The following is a 19661-nucleotide window of genomic DNA, read 5'->3' as shown; positions in this document are numbered from 1 at the left end:
TCCGTCCTCTTGGCTTTCAAATATGTGATGCGGGCGATCGCGGGGATCACCCCACGCTGCCTTCCAGCGAGATCCCCAGCAATTTCTGCGCCTCGACCGCGAACTCCATCGGCAGTTGTTGCAGCACTTCGCGGGCGAAGCCGTTGACGATCAGGCCTACGGCGCTTTCCTGGTCCAGGCCGCGCTGCATGGCGTAGAAGAGCTGATCATCGCTGATCTTGCTGGTGGTCGCTTCATGTTCGATCTGGGCGCTAGGGTTCCGCACCTCGATATAGGGGACGGTGTGCGCACCGCACTGGTCGCCGAGCAGCAGGCTGTCGCACTGGGTGAAGTTGCGCACGCCTTCCGCGCCCGGCGCGACGCGGACGAGGCCGCGATAGGTGTTGTTGCTGCGTCCTGCGCTGATCCCCTTCGACACGATGGTCGATCGCGACCCCTTGCCATTGTGGATCATCTTGGTGCCGGTGTCGGCCTGCTGCATATTGTTCGTCAGCGCGACCGAGTAGAATTCGCCTACGCTGTTTTCGCCGTTCAGCACGCAACTGGGATATTTCCAGGTGATGGCGCTGCCGGTTTCCACCTGGGTCCAGCTGACCTTGGAATTGCGGCCTTGGCAGAGCGCGCGCTTGGTCACGAAATTATAGATGCCGCCCTTGCCGTCCGCGTCGCCGGGATACCAGTTCTGGACGGTCGAATATTTGATCTCCGCATCATCGAGCGCCACCAGTTCGACGACGGCGGCGTGCAGCTGGTTTTCGTCGCGCATCGGTGCGGTGCAGCCTTCGAGATAGGAGACATAGCTGCCTTCGTCGGCGACGATCAGGGTGCGTTCGAACTGGCCGGTATTTTCCGCATTGATGCGGAAATAGGTGCTGAGTTCCATCGGGCAGCGGACGCCCTTGGGGATGTAGACGAAGGTACCGTCGGAAAAGACCGCGCAGTTCAATGTCGCGAAATAATTGTCGTGCATCGGCACGACCTTGCCCAGCCACTTCTTCACCAGATCGGGATATTCGCGCACCGCTTCACTGATCGAGCGGAAGATGACGCCCGCTTCCTCCAGTTCCTTGCGGAACGTGGTGGCGACCGACACCGAGTCGAACACGGCGTCGACCGCGACGCGGCGGCTGCCCTTCACCCCGGCCAGCATTTCCTGTTCGGCAATCGGGATGCCCAGTTTCTGGTAGGTGGCGAGGATTTCGGGATCGACCTGGTCCAGCGAATCCAGTTCCACCTTCTTCTTGGGCTCGGCGTAATAATAGGCGTCCTGATAGTCGATCGGCGGGACGTTGAGCTTGGCCCAGTCGGGCGGCGTCATCGTCTGCCACATCGCAAAAGCCTTCAGCCGCCAGTCGAGCAGCCATTGCGGCTCGTTTTTCTTGGCGGAGATGAAGCGCACCGTGTCTTCGTTCAGCCCCTTTGGCGCGAAGTCCTGTTCGATGTTCGACGCCCAGCCATGTTCGTAGGTGGACGCACGATCGGCGGCCTCCTGCGCCTGGGCATTGCGCGCTTCTCTGGTCGTCACTTCGGTCATGCCAATTCTCTCGTCAAACTCGCGATCGTTACCCCGGCCAGCGCCGAACGGATCGCCATGTTCGCCACATTCATATGCGGGCGGATGCGGCAGTCCTGCTCCAGCGTGCAGTCATGCGCGCCGGTGTCGGCACAGGCGGTCATGGCGATCGGCCCTTCGACCGCCTCCACCACGTCGGCCAGCGTGATCGTGGCGGGGGGACGCGACAGGCGCACGCCGCCCCCGGTGCCACGACTTGATTCGAGCAGGCCCGCAGCAGACAGGCGGCTCACCAGCTTCTGCGCGGTAGGCAGCGGAATGCCAGTTTCCGCGCTCAGCGTCGTCGCGTTCATCTTGGCCGCGCCGCAATGGCGCGCGGCGGCCGACATCAGGACCACGGCATAGTCAGCGAAGCTGGACAATTTCATGCGCGTTGCGAACCATTCTCAAATCAGACTAATTTCGTCTGATTGGGCATTTGGTCCCGCCCGCATCATTTATCAAGGCTTTTTTGGCTTTGCCCTTGCCTCAGCTCAGCCGGTTGAGCGTCGCCACATCCCCGCCCAGCGACCGGCGCAGCAGGGTCAGTTGCGCGACGGCGGACGGTTCGGTCTGCAACTGGTGCGGGGTCAGGCCGATGAAATGCTTGATCTCCCGGATGAAGTGGGACTGGTCGTAAAAGCCCGCTTCCTCGCACATGAGTTGCCAGCTTTCCCGATCGAGCGCGATCTTGGCCGAACAGCGCAAAGCGCGATATTTGCGGGCCAGCAATTTGGGCGGCGCGCCATAATATTTGTTGGTCAACCGGGCGAGCTGGCGCGGGGACAGGCCAGTGGTTTCGGCCAAAATCTCGATCCGCGGCGACCCTTCGTCCATCAGCCAGGCGTCGACCGCATGGAGCAGCGTCCAGATGGCCCGGCGCGGCGGCTTGATCTTGGCGCCCAGTCGCGCCCAGCACAGCGCCGCCATAACGTCCGCCTGATCATCGTCCAGCGCGCGCAGATCATCGAGCAGGCGTGTATAGGCATCGCCCTTTTCCGCCGCCATGTCGCACAAGCGGTCCGCCAGCAGACTCGCATCCTTGCCATAGAGAGCCAGCCAGCCGGCGGGCAGCAGCGAAATGCCCACGACGCGCGCTGGCCGGTCCAGTTCGAACCGGGTCGCGCCCATGGTGGGGCCAAGCAGGCAGACGTCGGGCGTCGCCATCGCTACGCCGTCCTGAAAATGATACTGGCCCCCGCCGCTCAGCATGAAGCGCAATTGTGGCACATCGGCACGGGTCGCGTCGGCATATTGGTCCGCCGACACAGTGAACAGATAGAGCGAGCCGAAATAGGCGCGTAAATGTTCCGGTGGGGCAAAGTAACGCAACCGCACCGGCCCCTGCGCAGCCGCCACGGTATAGGATAGTGGCCCCCGGTCGTCCGGCAGAGCGACACCGCCCCCGGTCCTGTCGATGTTATGCGACCCCATATTCTTACCCCAGTTGGGATTTACTATGCGCCAACATCGCCGCCGCGCAAGCAGGATGGATAATGAATCGTAACTTTTGTTGTTTTCTGTTGCGCTGCACAAAAAAATGACCCGGCAATTTGCATTGCCGGGTCAGGAAAAGGTCTCATCGGCTGGAAGCCTAAGAGCCTTCGGGTCGCAGGGACGCTTTACCCCCGAATCGCGGCAATATTATTGGACGGATCAGACATTTTTTCGCCGAAAACGATCCCAAACATGACGTTTCCTGTTATGAAATGACGTGGGGCGAGTCTGTTGCCATGCTGCAACAGCGACTCGACGGGCCGCCCCGCCGCTGGCATAGCGCGGCCATGCCCTACCGTCTGATCCGCCCGCTTTTGTTCGCTCTGGATGCCGAGCGCGCCCATAATCTGTCGATCGCCGCACTGCGCCTGATGCCGACTCCGGCCCCGCTGACGCCCGATCCGGCGCTCGCCAGCACGATTGCGGGACTGCATTTCCCCAACCCGGTCGGCCTGGCGGCTGGTTATGACAAGGAAGGGCGAGTCGCGCACAAGATGCACGGGCTGGGCTTTGGCTTTGCCGAACTGGGGACGCTGACCCCCCTGGCCCAGCCGGGCAATCCCCGCCCGCGGCTGTTCCGGCTGGTCGAAGACAGGGCGGTGATCAACCGTTTTGGCTTCAACAATGGCGGACAGGGCGCAGCGGCGGACCGGATCGCGCGCTATCGCCGTCCGGTGGGGGAAGGGCCGGTGATCGGCATCAATATCGGCGCGAACAAGGATGCGACCGACCGGATCGCCGATTATGCCACCGGGGTTCAGGTCATGGCCCCGCTGGCGGACTATCTGACGGTCAACATCTCCTCCCCCAACACGCCGGGCCTGCGCGCCTTGCAGGATCGCGCTGCGCTCGACGAGTTGCTGGGCGCGGTGATGGCGGCACGGGGTAGCCGCGCCACGCCGATTTTCCTGAAGGTCGCGCCCGATCTGGAACCGGCGGATGTGGAGGATATTGCCGCCGCCTGTCTCGACCACCGGATCGACGCGCTGATCGTGTCCAACACCACGATCACGCGCCCGGCGCTGCGGTCGGCCCATGCAGGGGAAACAGGCGGGCTGTCGGGCGCGCCGCTGACTGACCTGTCGTTACAAAAATTACGCGATTTCCGTCGCTTGCTGGGCAAGCGACTGCCGCTGATCGGCGTTGGCGGGATTGGCAATGCGGAGCAAGCCTATGCCCGCATCCGCGCGGGCGCGTCGCTGGTCCAGCTCTATAGCGCGCTGGTCTATGAAGGGCCGTATCTGGCGAAGCGGATCAATCAGGGTCTCAAGACGCTGATGGCGCGCGACGGCTTTGCCACCATCGACCAGATTGTCGGCATCGACGCCTGACGGGCGCTGTCATTTAGAGTCTGTGTCGAAATGCGCGAAAGAGCGCATTTCAGTTGCCGCACCGGCCCACACCCCCACCCGACCTCCCATTCAGGATACACTCTGTGGGCGGTCGGGTGGGGGTGTGGGCCGGTGCGGATGCGCCAAAGGCGCATTTCGACACAGACTCTTCAGATTAATCGGTCCGCCTCCAGCGCGAGCGCCAGCGAGTCGCGGCCCCTGGGGGTCCGTGCGTGAAGATGGGCGTCCGCCTGGACCAGCCGTTCCACGCCGATCGCAAGCTGGGCCTCGGGCAGGGTGAAGGGCAGGCGCAGGAAGCGTTCGAACGCGCCGCTGACGCCGAAGCGCGGCCCGGCGGCGACCCGCACCCCCAGGCTTTCGGCCAGCGCGGCGAGCGCGGTTGCCTCCGCACGGGGCAATTCGGCCCAGAGCGACAGGCCGCCTGCAGGCGATTCGACCCGCCAGTGGGGCAGATGCTGTTCGAGCAGCGCCAGCAGATGGTCGCGCCGCCCGCGCAGCATGTCGGCGCGCGCGCCCAGCCCTTCGTCGGCGTCGATCAGGTGCGCCACGGCAAGCTGTTCGACCACGGGACTGGCCATATCCGTCGTCGTGCGCAGGCGGCCAAGCGCCGCGACCGTCTGCGGATCGGCGCGAATCCAGCCGACCCGAAGCCCGCCCCAGAAAATCTTGCTGGCCGACCCCATGGTGATGACCTGTCGCCCGGACGGATCATGGATCGCGACCGGCGGGGGCGGGGCGAAGTCCAGCCCCATCGCCACCATCGTTTCGTCGATCACCAGCGGCGTGTGGCTGCGCGTGGCGGCCGCGACCAGCGCGCGACGAGTCGCAGGGTCCATGCTACGCCCGGTGGGATTGTGGAAATCGGCGATCAGATAGGCAAAGCGCGGCGCGGTCTGGCGAAAAGCCGCGTCCATGGCGTCAATATCCCAGCCATGGGCCGGCAGGCCGACCGGCACCGGCACGACATGCGCGCGCTGCAACGCCTGAATCGCGTTGTGATAGGTCGGGTGGTCGATCACGACGCGATCGCCCGGCCCGGCAAGCCAGTGGAGCAGCAGCGAAAAGCCCTGCTGCGCGCCATTGGTGATGATGATCTGATCCGCGTCCGTCGGGCAGCCGCGCCGATCGAAATGGGCAGCGACCGCGCGCCGCAATACGGGCAGGCCGAGCGGATCATAGCCCAGATCCCCCAGATAGGCGGGCAGCGCCTCGACCGCCGCCTGCATCGCGCGACCGACGCCCGGCGCAGCGGGCAGCGCGGCATGGGTCCAGTTGAGCAGATTGCCGCCGGTGATCATGTCAATGTCTGCCTGGGGCGGTTCGACCCGACCCGGCGGCAGGCGGGTGACGCTGCCCGACCCCTGCCGACTTTCCAGATAGCCTTCGTCCCGCAGACGGTCGAACGCCGCCGCGATCGTCGTGCGCGACAGGCCAAGCGCAGCGGCCAGTTCCCGCTCGCCCGGCAGGCGGACGTTCAGCCCCACGCGCCCGTCGAGCACCAGCATCCGCAACGCCTGCGCCAGTTGGCGATAGGCGGGCTGGGCGCTGTCCTGCGCGCGCCATGCGCCCAGCAGGCGGAGCAGGGAAGGCGGACGAAGGAAGGAAGTGGACATGATGATCTGATCCAATTGGCGGATGGTCAGGGCCATTTATGTCGAAATGGTCCTTTTGGAAAAGGCCAATTGTGAAGAAGAAGCCTGCCCATGATGATGTACCGCCGCCTTTTCCAGCTATTCTGGGGCCTTGGCCTCTATGGTTTTTCCATGGCGCTGATGCTGCGCGCCAATCTGGGCCTCGATCCCTGGGACGTGCTGCATCAGGGGATTGCGCCCCGGCTTGGCTTAAGTTTCGGCATGACGGTCAATCTGGTCGGCGCCATCGTGCTGTTACTATGGTGGCCGCTGCGCCAGCGGCCGGGCATCGGCACGGTGACCAATATCATCGTGATTGGCATGGCGGTGGACCTGTCGCTGATGCTGCTGCCGGTGCCGGAAGGCTATATGATGCGCGCGACCTGGCTGGCTGCGGGCATCGTGCTCAACGGCATTGCCGGGGGTGCCTATATCGGCGCGGGGTTGGGGCCGGGGCCGCGCGACGGGTTGATGACCGGATTTTGCCGCCGCAGCGGGTGGCCAGTCAAATGGGTCCGTACCGGCATAGAGATCAGCGTGCTGGCGATCGGCTGGTTGTTGGGCGGGACCGTGGGCGTCGGGACCATCCTCTATGCCATGAGCATCGGCTGGATCGTCCACCACGCCCTGCCCTGGTTCCGCATAGACGCGCCGGAGCGTGCAGCGATCGCCTGAACAGTGATTGACCGGGGCGGCTATCCGGGCATGATCCGCCTGCCCCATCCTGATAGCGGAGCCGACCGATGCGCCCCCTCCTCGCCGCCGCCTTGTTACTGACCCTGACCGCAGCGACGCCCGATGAGCGCGCGCTCGCCCCGCTGGCCTTTGAACAGGTCGCGCCAGCGGGCACCAAAATGCCGCGGTTCAAGGTCGATGCGGCATGGCCGACCATGCCCACCGACCTGCTGCTGGGCCAGGTGAGCGGCGTGGCGGTCGCGCCCGACGATTCGGTCTGGGTCGTTCATCGCCCGCACAGCCTGACCGCGACCGACACGGGCCTGGCGCAAAGCCCGCCGATCGCGGTCTGTTGCAAGCCAGCCCCGCCCGTGGTCCATTTTGCCAGCGACGGGCGCTATCTGGGCGGTTGGGGTGGGCCAGACAGCGCGCCAAGCGTCGGCGGCGTCAACCAGTGGCCAGCCAGCCTGCATGGCATCTTCGTCGATGCAGCGGGAACGGTCTGGTTCGGCGGCAATGGCAAGGACGACCATGTCGTGCTGAATTACCGTGCCGACGGCACCTTCATCCGCGCGTTCGGCCAGCGCGGCAAGACCGGCGGCAATGATGCGACGGACCAATTGGGCAACCCGTCCGATGTCAATCATTCCGACGGCATGGTGCTGATTTCGGACGGCTATGTGAACCGGCGGGTGATCGGATATGACGCGCGCACCAATGGCTATAAGGGCCGCTGGGGTGCCTATGCCAGGCCGCCGATCGCGCCGACGCGACAGGGCGCGTTCGACCAGAGCCATGCGGTCGACCCCAGCAAGGTCGCCGATCCCAAGGCGCAGACCTTCGCCGACATCGTCCATTGCGTCGTGCCGACCAGGGACGGCCACGTCTATGTCTGCGATCGCAACAATAATCGCGCGCAACTCTTCAAGCGGGGGAAGGATGGCGACCTGACGTTCGTGCGCGACCTGGTGATCGCGGGCGAGACGGGCGGCACCCACACAGTCACCGACATCGCCTTTTCGCCCGATCCCGACCAGACCTATCTCTATGTCGCGGACATGATGAACGGACGCATCTGGATATTGGAGCGCAAGACGCATGCCGTGCTGGGCGCGATCGGCCGGGTCGGACGGCAGACGGGACAATTTACCTGGCTGCACAGCATTGATACCGACAGCGAGGGCAATATCTATGCAACCGAGGTCAATACCGGCCGGCGCGTGCAGAAGCTGGTGTTCACCGGCATCCAGTGAGAGAGGGACGCTTCATGGCGACCGCATTATATGATCTGACCGTGCCCGTCTTCATCCGCGGGCTGAACGCGCTGTCGGGGCTGCTCGACAAGGGTGCTGCCTTTGCCGCCGAAAAGGGGATCGACCCGGCGACGCTGACCGGCGCGCAATTGATCGCCGACATGAAGCCGCTGACCGCGCAGGTGCAGTTCGCCTGCGATACCGCCAAGGGCACGGTGACGCGGCTGGGCGAGCTGGAGCCGGTGGCGATGGCCGACACCGAGCAGACATTTGCCGAGTTGCAGGCGCGGATCGCCAAGACGATCGCGCTGCTGGAAGCGGTGCCGCGCGACCGGATTGACGGGCGCGAGGATGCCGATGTGGTGTTGAAGGTGCCGGGCGCCGACATTCCCTTTACCGGCCGGTCCCATGTGCTGACCTTTTCCCTGCCCAATTTCCATTTCCACCTGACCATGGCCTATGCGCTGCTGCGCCAGGCCGGTGTGCCGATCGGGAAAATGGACTTTCTGGGCGGGGTCTAGTGGTCCACTAGCGCTTAACCGGCGATCAGCCGGACATAGGCGCTGGCGACCCAGCCGCTGACGCAGGGGCCGTCATAGGGCTGTTTGCGATCGACGGGGGAGGAGACGCCGCAATCGGGGGCTTGCGCGCCATTGTCGGCGGCAGGCGGCGGTGCCAGCACGACGCCCAGCCATTTCTGGTCGAGGCTGCGGGTGCAGATATAGGCGCGATCGCCTTCGTTGAGGGTGGCCAGCACCTTCGCATCGCCAAAGGGGGCGGCGCGCAGCGGCTGCCCCCCTGCCCCCGTGCGCAGCACCTGTCCCATGCCGCCGCAAGCGTCGAGGCGCGGGCCATCCTCCCCAATCGTCACGGCGCGCGCGACCGGCGCGTCCATGCGGCTTTCCGACACGTCGGCGCGCGGTGCGCCCGCCAGCGAACTGTTGGGCAATTCATCCAGCACCTCGCGGCTGTCGGAACAGGCGGCGAGCAGAAAAATCAGGGCGATGGCGCGCGTCATGGCACAGGGGATAGACTGGTCTGGCGTGCGGGGAAAGGCACCATGTTTCGCTTTAGTTTCAGCGAGGCTTTCCCTATATGCTCGGCATGAGCGACGAACCCCAGAATAGCCCGAACAGCAACGCATATGGCGCCGACAGCATCAAGGTGCTGAAAGGGCTGGACGCCGTGCGCAAGCGGCCCGGCATGTATATTGGCGACACGGACGACGGATCGGGCCTGCACCATATGGTGTTCGAGGTCAGCGACAATGCGATCGACGAGGCGCTGGCCGGCCATTGCGACCGGATCGACATCACCCTGAACCCCGATGGATCGGTCAGCGTCATGGACAATGGCCGGGGCATCCCGACCGGCATCCACAGCGAAGAAGGCGTGTCGGCGGCGGAGGTCATCATGACCCAGCTGCACGCGGGCGGTAAGTTCGAGAATACGTCGGACGACAATGCCTACAAGGTGTCGGGCGGCCTGCATGGCGTGGGCGTGTCCGTGGTGAACGCCCTGTCCGACTGGCTGGAACTGAACATCTGGCGCGACGGGCAGGAACATTGGATGCGGTTCCGCAACGGCGACGCCGAAGCGCCGCTCAAGGTGCTGGGTCCGGCGGCGCCGGGGCAGAAGGGGACCAAGGTCACCTTCCTGTTTTCCGCCGAGACGTTCAAGAATGTCACCGAATATGATTTCGACAAGCTGGAGCATCGCTATCGCGAACTGGCGTTCCTCAACAGCGGCGTGCGCCTGTTCCTGACCGATGCGCGGCATGAGGAAAGCAAGACGGTCGAGCTTTATTATGAAGGCGGCATCGCGGCCTTCGTCAAATATCTCGATCGCAACAAGGCCGCGATGATGCCGGAGCCGATCGCCATTTCCGGCACCCGCGACGATGTGACCATCGACGTCGCGCTGGAATGGAATGACAGCTATTATGAAAATGTGCTGTGTTTCACGAACAACATCCCGCAGCGCGACGGTGGCACCCATCTGGCCGCATTCCGCGCGGCGCTGACCCGCACCCTCAACAATTATGCCGATAAATCGGGCATGTTGAAGAAGGAGAAGGTGTCGCTGACCGGCGAGGATATGCGCGAAGGGTTGACCGCGATCGTGTCGGTCAAGCTGCCCGATCCCAAATTTTCGTCGCAGACCAAGGACAAGCTGGTCAGTTCCGAAGTGCGCCAGCCGCTCGAAAGCCTGATGGCCGACAAGATGGCCGAATGGCTGGAAGAAAATCCCACCCATGGCAAGATGATCGTCCAGAAGGTGATCGACGCCGCCGCCGCGCGCGAAGCGGCCAAGAAGGCGCGCGAACTGACCCGGCGCAAGGGGGTGCTGGACATTGCCAGCCTGCCCGGCAAGCTGGCCGACTGCCAGGAACGCGATCCGGCCAAGTCCGAACTGTTCCTGGTCGAAGGCGATTCGGCAGGCGGGTCGGCCAAGCAGGGCCGCAACCGGCACAATCAGGCGATCCTGCCGCTCAAAGGCAAGATATTGAATGTCGAGCGGGCGCGGTTCGACCGGATGATTTCGTCCAAGGAAGTCGGCACGCTGATTCAGGCGATGGGCACCGGCATTCGCGACGATTTCAACATCGAAAAGCTGCGTTACCACAAGATCGTCATCATGACCGACGCCGACGTCGATGGCGCGCATATCCGCACGCTGCTGTTGACCTTCTTCTACCGCCAGATGCCGCAGATCATCGAGGCCGGGCATCTCTTCATCGCCCAGCCGCCGCTGTACAAGGCGACGCGGGGGCGCAGCGAACTATATCTGAAGGACGACGCCGCGCTGGAGCAATATCTGGTCGACAATGGCGTCGAATCGATGGTGCTGGATGGACCGGGCGGTAGCCGGACCGGCCATGACCTTAAAAATCTGGTCGATCATGCGCGACGGATGCGGTCGGTGATGCGCTATGTCCCGCGCCGCTATGATCCCGCGATCATCGAAGCGCTGAGCCTGACCGGCGCGCTGGACCCCGAATTGTCGCAAGATGCGCAGGCAGAGCGGCTGGCGGCTGCGGTTGCATGGATGGGCGCGCAGGATGCGGAGGGCAAATGGACCGGCCGGATCGCGGAGGAAGGCGGCTTCCATTTCGAGCGGCTGTGGCGCGGCGTGACCGACCATCATGTCATCGAGCATGGCTTTGTCGGTTCGGCCGAAGCGCGCAAGCTGCACACGCTGGCGAGCGAGGAATCGCAAAGCTATGTGACGCCATCGCGGCTGGTGAGTGCGAAGGCTGCGCAGGCGGCCGAGGATGCGGGCGAGGATGATCTGCCAGCGGTCGCGGCGAAGGGTTCGACATTGGTGACCCGGCCAAGCGAATTGCTGGCCGCGATCCTGGCCGCCGGGCGCAAGGGTCTGGCGATCCAGCGTTACAAGGGGCTGGGCGAGATGAATGCGGAACAGCTGTGGGAAACCACGCTGGACCCCGACAATCGATCGATGCTGCGGGTGGAGGTCGAGCAGGCGGATGTCGCCGACGAGATTTTCAGCCGCCTGATGGGCGAAGTGGTCGAACCGCGCCGCGAGTTCATTCAGGACAATGCGCTGAACGTCGCCAATCTGGACGTCTAGACATGATCGGACTGCGGCTGGCTGGCCTCGTGGCGATGGGCGCGGGGCTGACTGGCTGCGACAGTAAGCCGAACAATGATGCAGCGTCGGTCATGCAGACGGTGCCGGTGGTGGTGAACAGCGCGCCGCCGGAGAATGTCGCTGCGCCTGTTTCGCCGCCCAAGAATCTGAAAAATAATCACTTTCCTGTTTCACGTGAAACGCTGGCACCCCCAAAAGCACCCCCGGTGAAAGCGCAGCCGCAGCCCGATTATCGCGCCATCGGCACCGAGCCGTTCTGGGCTGTGACGGTGCGCGGAACGGTCGCGACGCTCGAACGGCCCGACCAAGACCCCATGCAATTTGCGGTGGCGCGCGCGAGCAAGAAGCGGACGATCCGCTACGTTGGCGACGGCTTCGCCATGACGATCAGCCAGGGGCCGTGCAGCGACGGCATGAGCGACGCGCTATGGTCAGACCGGGTGGCGGTGGCCTTTGCCGATGGCGTGCTGAAGGGCTGCGGGGGTGAGCGGGACGCAGGCGACAGCCCGCCCGGCTAATCCGCGCGCATGGCTGTATTAACCAGCGCCTCCGCCTCCATCAGCAACGCGTCCTCCGCCGCGCTTTGCGCGACCTGTTCGCGACCGATCAGGATCAGCACCGGGACGGCGAGCGGGCTGACCCGGTCAAGGCTGACATGCAACATGGTCGTGGCCGCACGGTCGATCAGGTCGCCCAGCCGCCCCACATCGGTCATGCGCGCGCGTGCATCGGCCCAGGCGGCCTTCAGCAACAGATGGTCCGGCTGATATTTGCGCAGCACATCGTAGATAAGGTCGGTCGAAAAGGTGACTTGCCGCCCGGTCTTGCGCTTGCCCGGATGCTGGCGCTCGATCAGGCCGGATATGACGGCGACGTCGCGGAAAGCGCGCTTGAGCAAGCTCGACTGTTCGATCCAGTCGATAAATTCATGGTCGAGAATGTCGGCGGAAAACAGGCTTTTGGGATCAGTGACAGGCTTCAGGCCATAGATGGCCAGCGCATAGTCATTGGAAACGAAGCCCAGCGGCATCAGCCCCTGAGCATCCATCCGCCGGGTCAGCAACATGCCCAGCGACTGATGCGCGTTCCAGCCTTCGAAACTGTAGCAGAGCAGATAATGACGCCCTTCGTGCGGGAAGGTTTCGATGAGCAGCTGACCCGGTTGCGGCAGGACGGAGCGCAGTTTCTGCATGTCGAGCCATTCGCGCACGTCCGGCGGGAAGCGGTGCCATTGATCGGGCTGCGCCAGAAACGTGCGGACCCTTTCGGCAAGGCGCGTGGACATGGCCATGCGGGTGCCGCCCCAGCTGGGGATGCGGGCCTGTTTGGAGGTCGCCCGCACGATCAGGTCGCTGGTGTCCATCCTGACGACTTCCAGCGCCATGCCGGAAAAGAAGAAGCTGTCGCCGGGGGTAAGCTGGGCGGCGAACCCCTCCTCCACCGTGCCAAGCTTGCGACCATTGGCGAAACGGACGGCGAGCGCTGGCTGATCGACGATGATGCCCGCATTCAGGCGATGCTGCTGGATGAATCGGGGATGGGACACGCGCCAGGTGCCGTCAGCGTCGTGCGTCAGCCGCTTGAACCGGTCATAGGCGCGCAGGGCGTAGCCGCCGCCTTCGATGAAATGGAGGACGGAGGCGAAGGCGTCGGGCGTCAATGCGCTATAAGGTGTTGCGGACTGGATTTCGGCCAGCATCTCCTCTTCACGGAACGGCCCGGCGCAGGCGAGACCCATGACATGCTGGGCCAGCACGTCGAGGCTGCCCGCGCGAAAATCATCGGCGTCGCGTTCGCCCGCTTCAACAGCGTCGAGGGCCGCGCGGGCTTCTAGATATTCAAAGCGGTTGCCGGGGATCAGTATGGCCTCGCTCGCCTGATCGAGCCGGTGGTTGGCGCGGCCGATGCGTTGCAGCAGGCGGGACGATCCCTTGGGCGCGCCCATCTGGATCACGCAATCGACATTGCCCCAGTCGACGCCAAGGTCGAGCGAGGCGGTCGCGACGAGCGCGCGCAGCTTGCCGTCGGCCATGGCGCTTTCCACCTTGCGCCGCGCCTCGATCGACAGGCTGCCATGGTGGATGGCGATGGGCAGATTGGCGTCGTTCGCCGACCATAATTCCTGAAAGATGAGTTCGGCGAGGCCGCGCGTGTTGCAGAATACCAAGGTGGTCTGGTGCGCGGCGATTTCCGCCATGACCTGACTGGCCGCATATTTGCCCGAATGGCCCGACCAGGGGACACGCCCTTGCGGGATGAGGATGGTGACGTTCGGCTCCGCGCCGGCTTCGCCCAGCACCGTGGCGACCGTGTCGATATCGCCATCGGGCGCGAGCCAGGCCCGGTAGGCGTCGACATCCGCGACGGTCGCGGACAGGGCGACGCGGCGCAGGCCGGGATTGATCCTCTGGAGCCGCGCCATCGACAGGCTGAGCAGGTCGCCGCGCTTTTGCGTGGCAAAGGCATGGACTTCGTCGACGATGACCGTTTGCAGATCCGCGAACATCAGCGCCGCATCGGGATAGCTGAGCAACAGCGAGAGCGATTCGGGCGTGGTCAGCAATATGTGCGGCGGCTTGATCCGCTGGCGCGCCTTGCGGTCCGATGGCGTGTCGCCCGTGCGGGTTTCGACGCGGATCGGCAGCGCCATCTCCTCGATCGGGGTCAGGAGATTGCGGCGGACATCGACCGCCAGCGCCTTGAGCGGGGAGACATAGAGGGTGTGCAGCCGATCGGTCGGCTGTTCGATGAGGTCGGTGAGCGTCGGCAGAAACCCGGCCAGCGTCTTGCCCGCGCCGGTGGGGGCGACCAGCAGCGCATGATCGCCCCGGCGCGCGGCGGCGAGCATGGCGCGCTGATGGACGCGCGGGGTCCAGTCGCGCGCGGCGAACCATTGCTCCAGCACCGGGGGGAGGATGTCCATGACAGCGATGTAGGGAGGCGCTGGCCCGGTGTCACCGCCTTCGTCCAAGTCCTGCAACCCCGGTAACTAAAATACCATCGGGCGAAATATTCTTACGCACGCCTCTGGCCCTCCGCCCCATCCCTGCGTTATCATCATGCCATCAGGAACGGCGCAACAGACGCCGTATCGAGCAGGAGATATATATGCCGGGCGAAACCGAAGCCGACCTTAGCGGGGTCGAACCCAACCGCCGCCGTCCCAAGCCGCCGATCATGGAGATTGACGGACGACCGCTGAAACCCGCGACGCTGATGATGGGCCATGGTTATGACCCCACTTTGTCGGAAGGGTCGCTCAAGCCACCGATTTTCCTGACTTCCACTTTCGCGTTCGAGAGCGCGGCGGCGGGCAAGCGGCATTTCGAGGGGGTGACGGGCATCCGGCCGGGCGGATCGGACGGCCTAGTCTATTCGCGCTTCAATGGCCCCAATCAGGAAATCGCCGAAGACCGCCTGTCGGTGTGGGAGGAAGCGGAGGATGCCCTGCTCTTTTCCAGCGGCATGTCGGCCATCGCCACCACCCTGCTGGCGATGGTGCAGCCCGGCGACGTGATCGTCCATTCAGCGCCGCTCTACGCCGCGACCGAATCGCTGATCGGGCGGATATTGGGCAAGTTTGGCGTACAGTGGCTCGATTTTCCCGCTGGCGCGACCGAAGAAGAGATTGGCGCAGTGATCGAAAAGGCCAAGGGGCTTGGCCGCGTCGCGCTTATCTATCTGGAAAGCCCGGCAAATCCGACCAACGTACTGGTCGACATCGAAGCGGTTGTCGCGCGGCGCAACTTCCTGTTCGACGGCGAAGCGCATGTGCCGCCGATCGCGATCGACAATACGTTTCTGGGGCCGTTATGGCTGAAACCGCTGGCCCATGGCGCGGATCTGGTGATTTACAGCCTGACCAAATATGCCGGCGGGCATAGTGACCTGGTCGCAGGCGGGGTGCTGGGGTCCAACGCGCTGATCACCACCATCCGGCTGATGCGCAACACGATCGGCACCATATTGGACCCGCATAGCGCCTGGATGCTGTTGCGGTCGCTGGAAACGCTGGAATTGCGAATGAGCCGGGCGGGCGAAAATGCCGCCAAGGTGTGCGCCTGGCTGAAGGACCAGCCGCAGGTGGAAAAGATCGTCTATCTGGGCTTTCCCGAAAGCGAACGGCAGCGCGATATTTATGCGCGCCATTGCAGCGGGGCGGGATCGACCTTCTCGCTTTACCTGAAAGGTGGCGAAGCGGAGGCGTTCGCCTTTCTCGACGCGCTCAAGATTGCCAAGCTGGCCGTGAGCCTGGGCGGGACCGAGACGCTGGCGAGCCATCCCGCCGCGATGACCCATTTGTCGGTGCCGGCCGCGCGCAAGGCGGCTTTGGAGATTGGCGACAATATGGTCCGTATCTCGATCGGATGCGAGGATGCCGATGATCTGATCGCCGATTTTGCCCAGGCGTTGCGGGCGATCGGCTGAGATGGGCGACAAGGTGGATCGACCGCTTCTGTTGGTGGGCCAGCCCTTGCTGGCCCCCTTGCTGCCGCTGCTGGCAAGCGATCATGACGTCATCGCCCTGTGGGAAAAGCCCGACGCCGCGCAACTGGCGCGCGTCGATGCGGTGATATGGGCAGGCGAATTCGCGCTGGACCGATCGCTGATCGACGCGATGCCGCGCCTGTCGCTGATCGCCTGCTTCACCGTGGGCTATGACGGGGTGGACCTGGCGCTGGCCAAGGCGAAGGGCATCGCGGTCACCCATGCGGGCGACGCCAATGCGCAGGATGTGGCGGACCATGCAATCGGGCTGATGATCGCCCATCGTCGCTGGATCGTCGGCGGCGATCGGCATTTGCGGGCAGGATTGTGGACGATCGAGGCCAAGACGCGCACCCGGTCGATGGGAGGGGCGCGGCTGGGGATTATCGGCATGGGGTCGATCGGCATCGCGGTGGCGGAGCGGGCGCAGGCGATGCGGATGCAGGTGAGCTGGTGGGGGCCGCGCGACAAGCCTGCCCTCCCCTGGCCCCGCACCGACAGTCTGGAGGCGCTGGCGCGGCAAAGCGACATATTGCTGGTCGCGGCGCGCGCGGACGAAAGCAATCGGGGCATGATTTCCAGGGCGATCATGGATGCGCTGGGGCCGGACGGGCTGCTGGTCAATGTCGCGCGCGGGCAGCTGGTGGATGAAACAGCGCTGATCGCTGCGCTGAAATCGGGGGCTCTGGGCGGAGCCGCGATCGACGTGTTCGACCCCGAACCGACTGACCCCGCGCGCTGGGTGGATGTGCCCAATGTGGTGCTGACCCCGCACACCGGCGGGGCGACGCACGAGGCGGTCGGGCGGATGGCGCAGATGCTGATCGCCAATCTGTCCGCCCATTTCGCAGGCGAGCCGCTCCCCTCCCCCGTTCGCCTCTGAACCCTGCGTCGAGTCGTGCGTTGAGCGCGGCACGGCGATGAGGCCGTTGCAGGAGGGGGTGCGCCGTGGGGATGACAGCAGGATCGCGATGGGCTGTCCGCATTGGCGTCGGGCTGCTTGTCCTGATCGGGCTGCTGATCCTGCTGCTGGCGGCATTTCCATGGGGCATGTTCAAGGGCCGGATCGAGGATCGGCTGTCGGACCGGATCGGCAAGCGGGTCACGATCGGCTCCATGGTGCGCGAGGATAGCCTGTCCTTTCACCCTGTCGTGCGCCTGACCGATATAAGGGTGCCGCAGCCCGACTGGGCGCCGGGCAACGCCGATCTGGCGCGGGTTGGCGAGGCGCGGGTCGGCTTTTCCGCGCTGGCGCTGCTGACCGGCGGGCCGGTGCTGGAACGGCTGGACCTGGCGCATGCGCGCCTGTCCTTCTATCGCGCCGCGGACGGACGCGAAAGCTGGAGCGGCGAGCGCAGCCGCGCGAGTGACGACAAGGGGCAGCGCCCGGCCCTGCGCAGCCTGACGGTCAGCGACAGCCGGATCGCCTATCGCGACGACAAGCGCGGTCGATCGGTCGACGCGGCGCTGATGGTCGACGCCAGCGGATTGCGCCTGTCGGGCACGGGCGATGTCCGCGGCCATCCGGTTAGGGTGACCGCCAGCGGCGCGCCGATCGTCGGGCACAAGACGGGTGCGCGCTGGCCGTTCAAGGCGGAGATTGCCGGCGAGGCCGTGGGCATGACCATCGACGGCACGATGGATGGGCCGCTCGACATCGGCCATTTGCGCGGCAAGGTGACTGGCCATGCGATCGACCTGCGCGTGCTGGATGCGATCATAGAGGCGGGCCTGCCCGGCACCCAGCCCGTGCGGCTTGCGGCGCAGGTCGCGCGCGACCGGCCCGACTGGACCATTGAAAATCTGAAAGGCACGATCGGCCGGTCCGACATTGCAGGGCGTGCCACCATCCGCAAACGCGATGGCCGCACGCGCATCGACGGCGCAATCGCGTCGGCACGGTTCGATTTCGACGATCTGTCGTCCAACGAAGGCAAGCGCAAGGCGGCGGCCAAACGCGCGAAGCTGGGCGAACGGCTGATCCCCGATACGGCGATCGACCTGTCGCACATGGCGCGGACCGATGGACGCCTGGAGGTGCGGGCCGACAGGCTGTTATGGCCCGGTTCCAGCCCGTTCCGATCCTTGCGCGGCACATTGAGTCTGGAACGCAGCCGACTGGTGGTCGAACCGCTGCGGCTCGGCCTGACGCGCGGCATATTGACGGGCCGCCTGGCGGTCGATCAGCGGCAGGGAGGGCCACGTCTCGATCTGGCGCTCAATCTGCGGTCGGCGCGGTTGCTGGATTTCTTCCCCGAAGCGCGGATCGATGGCGGGCTGGCCGGGCGGGTTGCCCTGAATGGACCGGGCCGCACGATCCGGCAGGCGGTGGGGCGATCGTCCGGCACCATCGCGCTGGTCGGTCGCGACGGATCGATCCCGGCGCGCACGGCGGCGCTGATGGGACAGGATGTCGGCAAGGGGCTGACAGTGGACAAGGACAAGATGGCGGTCCTGCGCTGCGTGGTGGCGCGCTTCGACGTCAGCAATGGCGTAGCGCGCGCAAACCCGGTGCTGATCGACACGTCACGCGCCCAGACGCGCATTGCCGGGACGATCCGTCTGACGGACGAGGTGATGGCGCTGGAAGCGAGCGGTCAGCCCAAGCAGGGCAGCCTGTTGCGGCTGAACGGCATGGTGCCGATTGGCGGGACGATCAAGCAGCCCGATATTCGCGTGCCGACCGAGGCGCGATCGGCCAAGGGCATATTGAAGATGATCGGCAAGGCGATTGCCGGTGACAAGGTGCCGCGCGCGCGCGACGCGGACTGCGAGGGGCTGGCCAAAACGGCTATGCGCTAAACACATATTTCCGTCCGTTTCGAACGGATGTGGGGATATTAAACCCAGTCCACCCGCGTCCAGCCGCGGGCGGCCGCCAGTTTCGCCAGCTTCCTGTGCGGGTTTGATGCGAAGGGGATGTCGGCGAATTCCAGCATCGGCGCGTCCGAGACATGGTCGGAATAGGCGCGGATATGCGCCTGGCCACGATCAATCGCCTCGGCCGCCATCCACGCCTTGATCATCCGCAGCTTGCCCGTGTCATAGCAATTTTCACCGGCAATCTTGGCACGGACATAGCGCAAGTCCTGCGAAAGATGATCGGTGGCGATCACGGCGTCGAAACCCAGTCGCCGGGCGATCGGCTCGACATACAGGCGGTAGGATGCGGTGGCGAGGACGAGGCGATAGCCATCGGCGCGGTCCTGCGCGATCTGGGCCACCGCGCCCTGCCGCAAATTGGTCGCCACCACCTTGTCGGCATAGGTTTCGACATGCGGCATGAGCCGCGCACGCTCGACATTGAAGCCGATCATCAGCGCCTGATTAAGCTCTTTCAACCGCTGGCGCGTGATCAGCTTGACCACATAAGCGAGCATCAGCAATCCGACGCAGGGGAGCAGCGCCAATCGCCACGGGGCCATGGCGCGCGCCATGTGAATGAGGAAGCCGGTATAGGTACCGCTGAACGTCACCGTGCGGTCCATGTCGTAAATTGCCAGACGGTGCGTCATGCCGTGTCCGAAACTTTTGCCCTTGTCCTTCGTTCTGACTTGCAGTTGGGCCGTTTCGGCTTGCCGCGCAACCGATATTGGAC

At 64.7% G+C, this 19661-nt stretch carries 16 protein-coding genes; 9 read left to right on the top strand and 7 right to left on the bottom strand.

Translation table 11 applies throughout. The features are described 5' to 3' along the window. Positions 1-46 precede the first annotated feature (46 nt). The 3 genes from sufB to IWY39_RS10680 all read right to left on the bottom strand — a co-directional run bounded on the left by sufB (position 47) and on the right by IWY39_RS10680 (position 2986). Positions 47-1534 carry a Fe-S cluster assembly protein SufB gene (sufB, locus tag IWY39_RS10690; protein ID WP_107124984.1) on the bottom strand — a complete coding sequence of 496 codons (1488 nt, stop codon included), beginning with the start codon at positions 1532-1534 and terminating at the stop codon, positions 47-49. Then, entirely contained in the window at positions 1531-1941 is a 411-nt protein-coding gene (locus IWY39_RS10685; RefSeq protein WP_017183592.1) for an RrF2 family transcriptional regulator, read from the bottom strand. Before IWY39_RS10685 ends, sufB begins: the two co-directional genes overlap by 4 nt. Positions 1942-2041: 100 nt before the next feature. After that, a complete protein-coding gene (locus IWY39_RS10680; RefSeq protein ID WP_107124983.1) occupies positions 2042-2986 on the bottom strand; it encodes a helix-turn-helix domain-containing protein in 945 nt (314 codons plus the stop codon). Positions 2987-3336: 350 nt separating this feature from the next. Between IWY39_RS10680 and IWY39_RS10675 the strand changes: the two genes are divergently transcribed. Continuing rightward, entirely contained in the window at positions 3337-4380 is a 1044-nt protein-coding gene (locus IWY39_RS10675) for a quinone-dependent dihydroorotate dehydrogenase (RefSeq protein ID WP_107125031.1), read from the top strand. A gap of 170 nt (positions 4381-4550) precedes the next feature. Here IWY39_RS10675 and yczR read toward each other — a convergent pair whose 3' ends face one another. After that, positions 4551-6014 carry a MocR-like transcription factor YczR gene (gene yczR, locus IWY39_RS10670; protein WP_026002479.1) on the bottom strand — a complete coding sequence of 488 codons (1464 nt, stop codon included), beginning with the start codon at positions 6012-6014 and terminating at the stop codon, positions 4551-4553. A gap of 90 nt (positions 6015-6104) precedes the next feature. On the opposite strand from yczR, the gene yczE reads away from it, so the two are divergent. From yczE to IWY39_RS10655, 3 genes are all read left to right on the top strand, one after another. Beyond that, entirely contained in the window at positions 6105-6707 is a 603-nt protein-coding gene (yczE, locus tag IWY39_RS10665) for a membrane protein YczE (protein ID WP_107124982.1), read from the top strand. A 68-nt stretch (positions 6708-6775) separates the two neighbouring features. Continuing rightward, complete coding sequence (locus IWY39_RS10660; protein ID WP_107124981.1) at positions 6776-7960, top strand: hypothetical protein; 1185 nt, start codon at positions 6776-6778, stop codon at positions 7958-7960. Positions 7961-7974: 14 nt separating this feature from the next. After that, positions 7975-8481 carry a DUF1993 domain-containing protein gene (locus IWY39_RS10655; RefSeq protein WP_107124980.1) on the top strand — a complete coding sequence of 169 codons (507 nt, stop codon included), beginning with the start codon at positions 7975-7977 and terminating at the stop codon, positions 8479-8481. A gap of 14 nt (positions 8482-8495) precedes the next feature. Here IWY39_RS10655 and IWY39_RS10650 read toward each other — a convergent pair whose 3' ends face one another. Next, positions 8496-8978: a hypothetical protein gene (locus tag IWY39_RS10650; protein ID WP_017183599.1), complete on the bottom strand. Its 483-nt coding sequence runs from the start codon at positions 8976-8978 to the stop codon at positions 8496-8498. An 86-nt stretch (positions 8979-9064) separates the two neighbouring features. Between IWY39_RS10650 and gyrB the strand changes: the two genes are divergently transcribed. Continuing rightward, positions 9065-11554 (top strand): DNA topoisomerase (ATP-hydrolyzing) subunit B, encoded by a 2490-nt coding sequence (gene gyrB / locus IWY39_RS10645; protein ID WP_107125030.1) that lies wholly within the window; start codon positions 9065-9067, stop codon positions 11552-11554. Positions 11555-11556: 2 nt separating this feature from the next. Next, complete coding sequence (locus IWY39_RS10640; RefSeq protein WP_107124979.1) at positions 11557-12093, top strand: COG3650 family protein; 537 nt, start codon at positions 11557-11559, stop codon at positions 12091-12093. On the opposite strand, the gene IWY39_RS10635 is transcribed toward IWY39_RS10640, so the two are convergent. Next, a complete protein-coding gene (locus tag IWY39_RS10635) occupies positions 12090-14498 on the bottom strand; it encodes a ligase-associated DNA damage response DEXH box helicase (protein ID WP_181316765.1) in 2409 nt (802 codons plus the stop codon). The genes IWY39_RS10640 and IWY39_RS10635 overlap by 4 nt on opposite strands. Positions 14499-14683: 185 nt before the next feature. Here IWY39_RS10635 and IWY39_RS10630 point away from each other — a divergent pair, with 185 nt between their 5' ends. The 3 genes from IWY39_RS10630 to IWY39_RS10620 all read left to right on the top strand — a co-directional run bounded on the left by IWY39_RS10630 (position 14684) and on the right by IWY39_RS10620 (position 18865). Further along, a complete protein-coding gene (locus IWY39_RS10630; protein ID WP_017183226.1) occupies positions 14684-16003 on the top strand; it encodes a cystathionine gamma-synthase family protein in 1320 nt (439 codons plus the stop codon). Position 16004: 1 nt separating this feature from the next. Further along, positions 16005-16946 carry a 2-hydroxyacid dehydrogenase gene (locus IWY39_RS10625; protein WP_107124977.1) on the top strand — a complete coding sequence of 314 codons (942 nt, stop codon included), beginning with the start codon at positions 16005-16007 and terminating at the stop codon, positions 16944-16946. A gap of 71 nt (positions 16947-17017) precedes the next feature. Then, a complete protein-coding gene (locus IWY39_RS10620) occupies positions 17018-18865 on the top strand; it encodes an AsmA family protein (RefSeq protein ID WP_107124976.1) in 1848 nt (615 codons plus the stop codon). A gap of 38 nt (positions 18866-18903) precedes the next feature. Here the strand turns inward: IWY39_RS10620 and IWY39_RS10615 are convergent, their stop codons facing one another. Further along, the gene (locus IWY39_RS10615; protein WP_026002403.1) at positions 18904-19578 is read right to left on the bottom strand and encodes an HAD family hydrolase; all 675 of its coding nucleotides are present in this window, start codon (positions 19576-19578) and stop codon (positions 18904-18906) included. Positions 19579-19661: the final 83 nt, after the last annotated feature.

Source organism: Sphingobium sp. JAI105 (assembly GCF_015752145.1).
Lineage (GTDB): Bacteria > Pseudomonadota > Alphaproteobacteria > Sphingomonadales > Sphingomonadaceae > Sphingobium > Sphingobium xenophagum.
The sequence above is the reverse complement of the archived record's forward strand: the minus strand, read 5'-3'. Positions and strand labels throughout refer to the sequence as shown.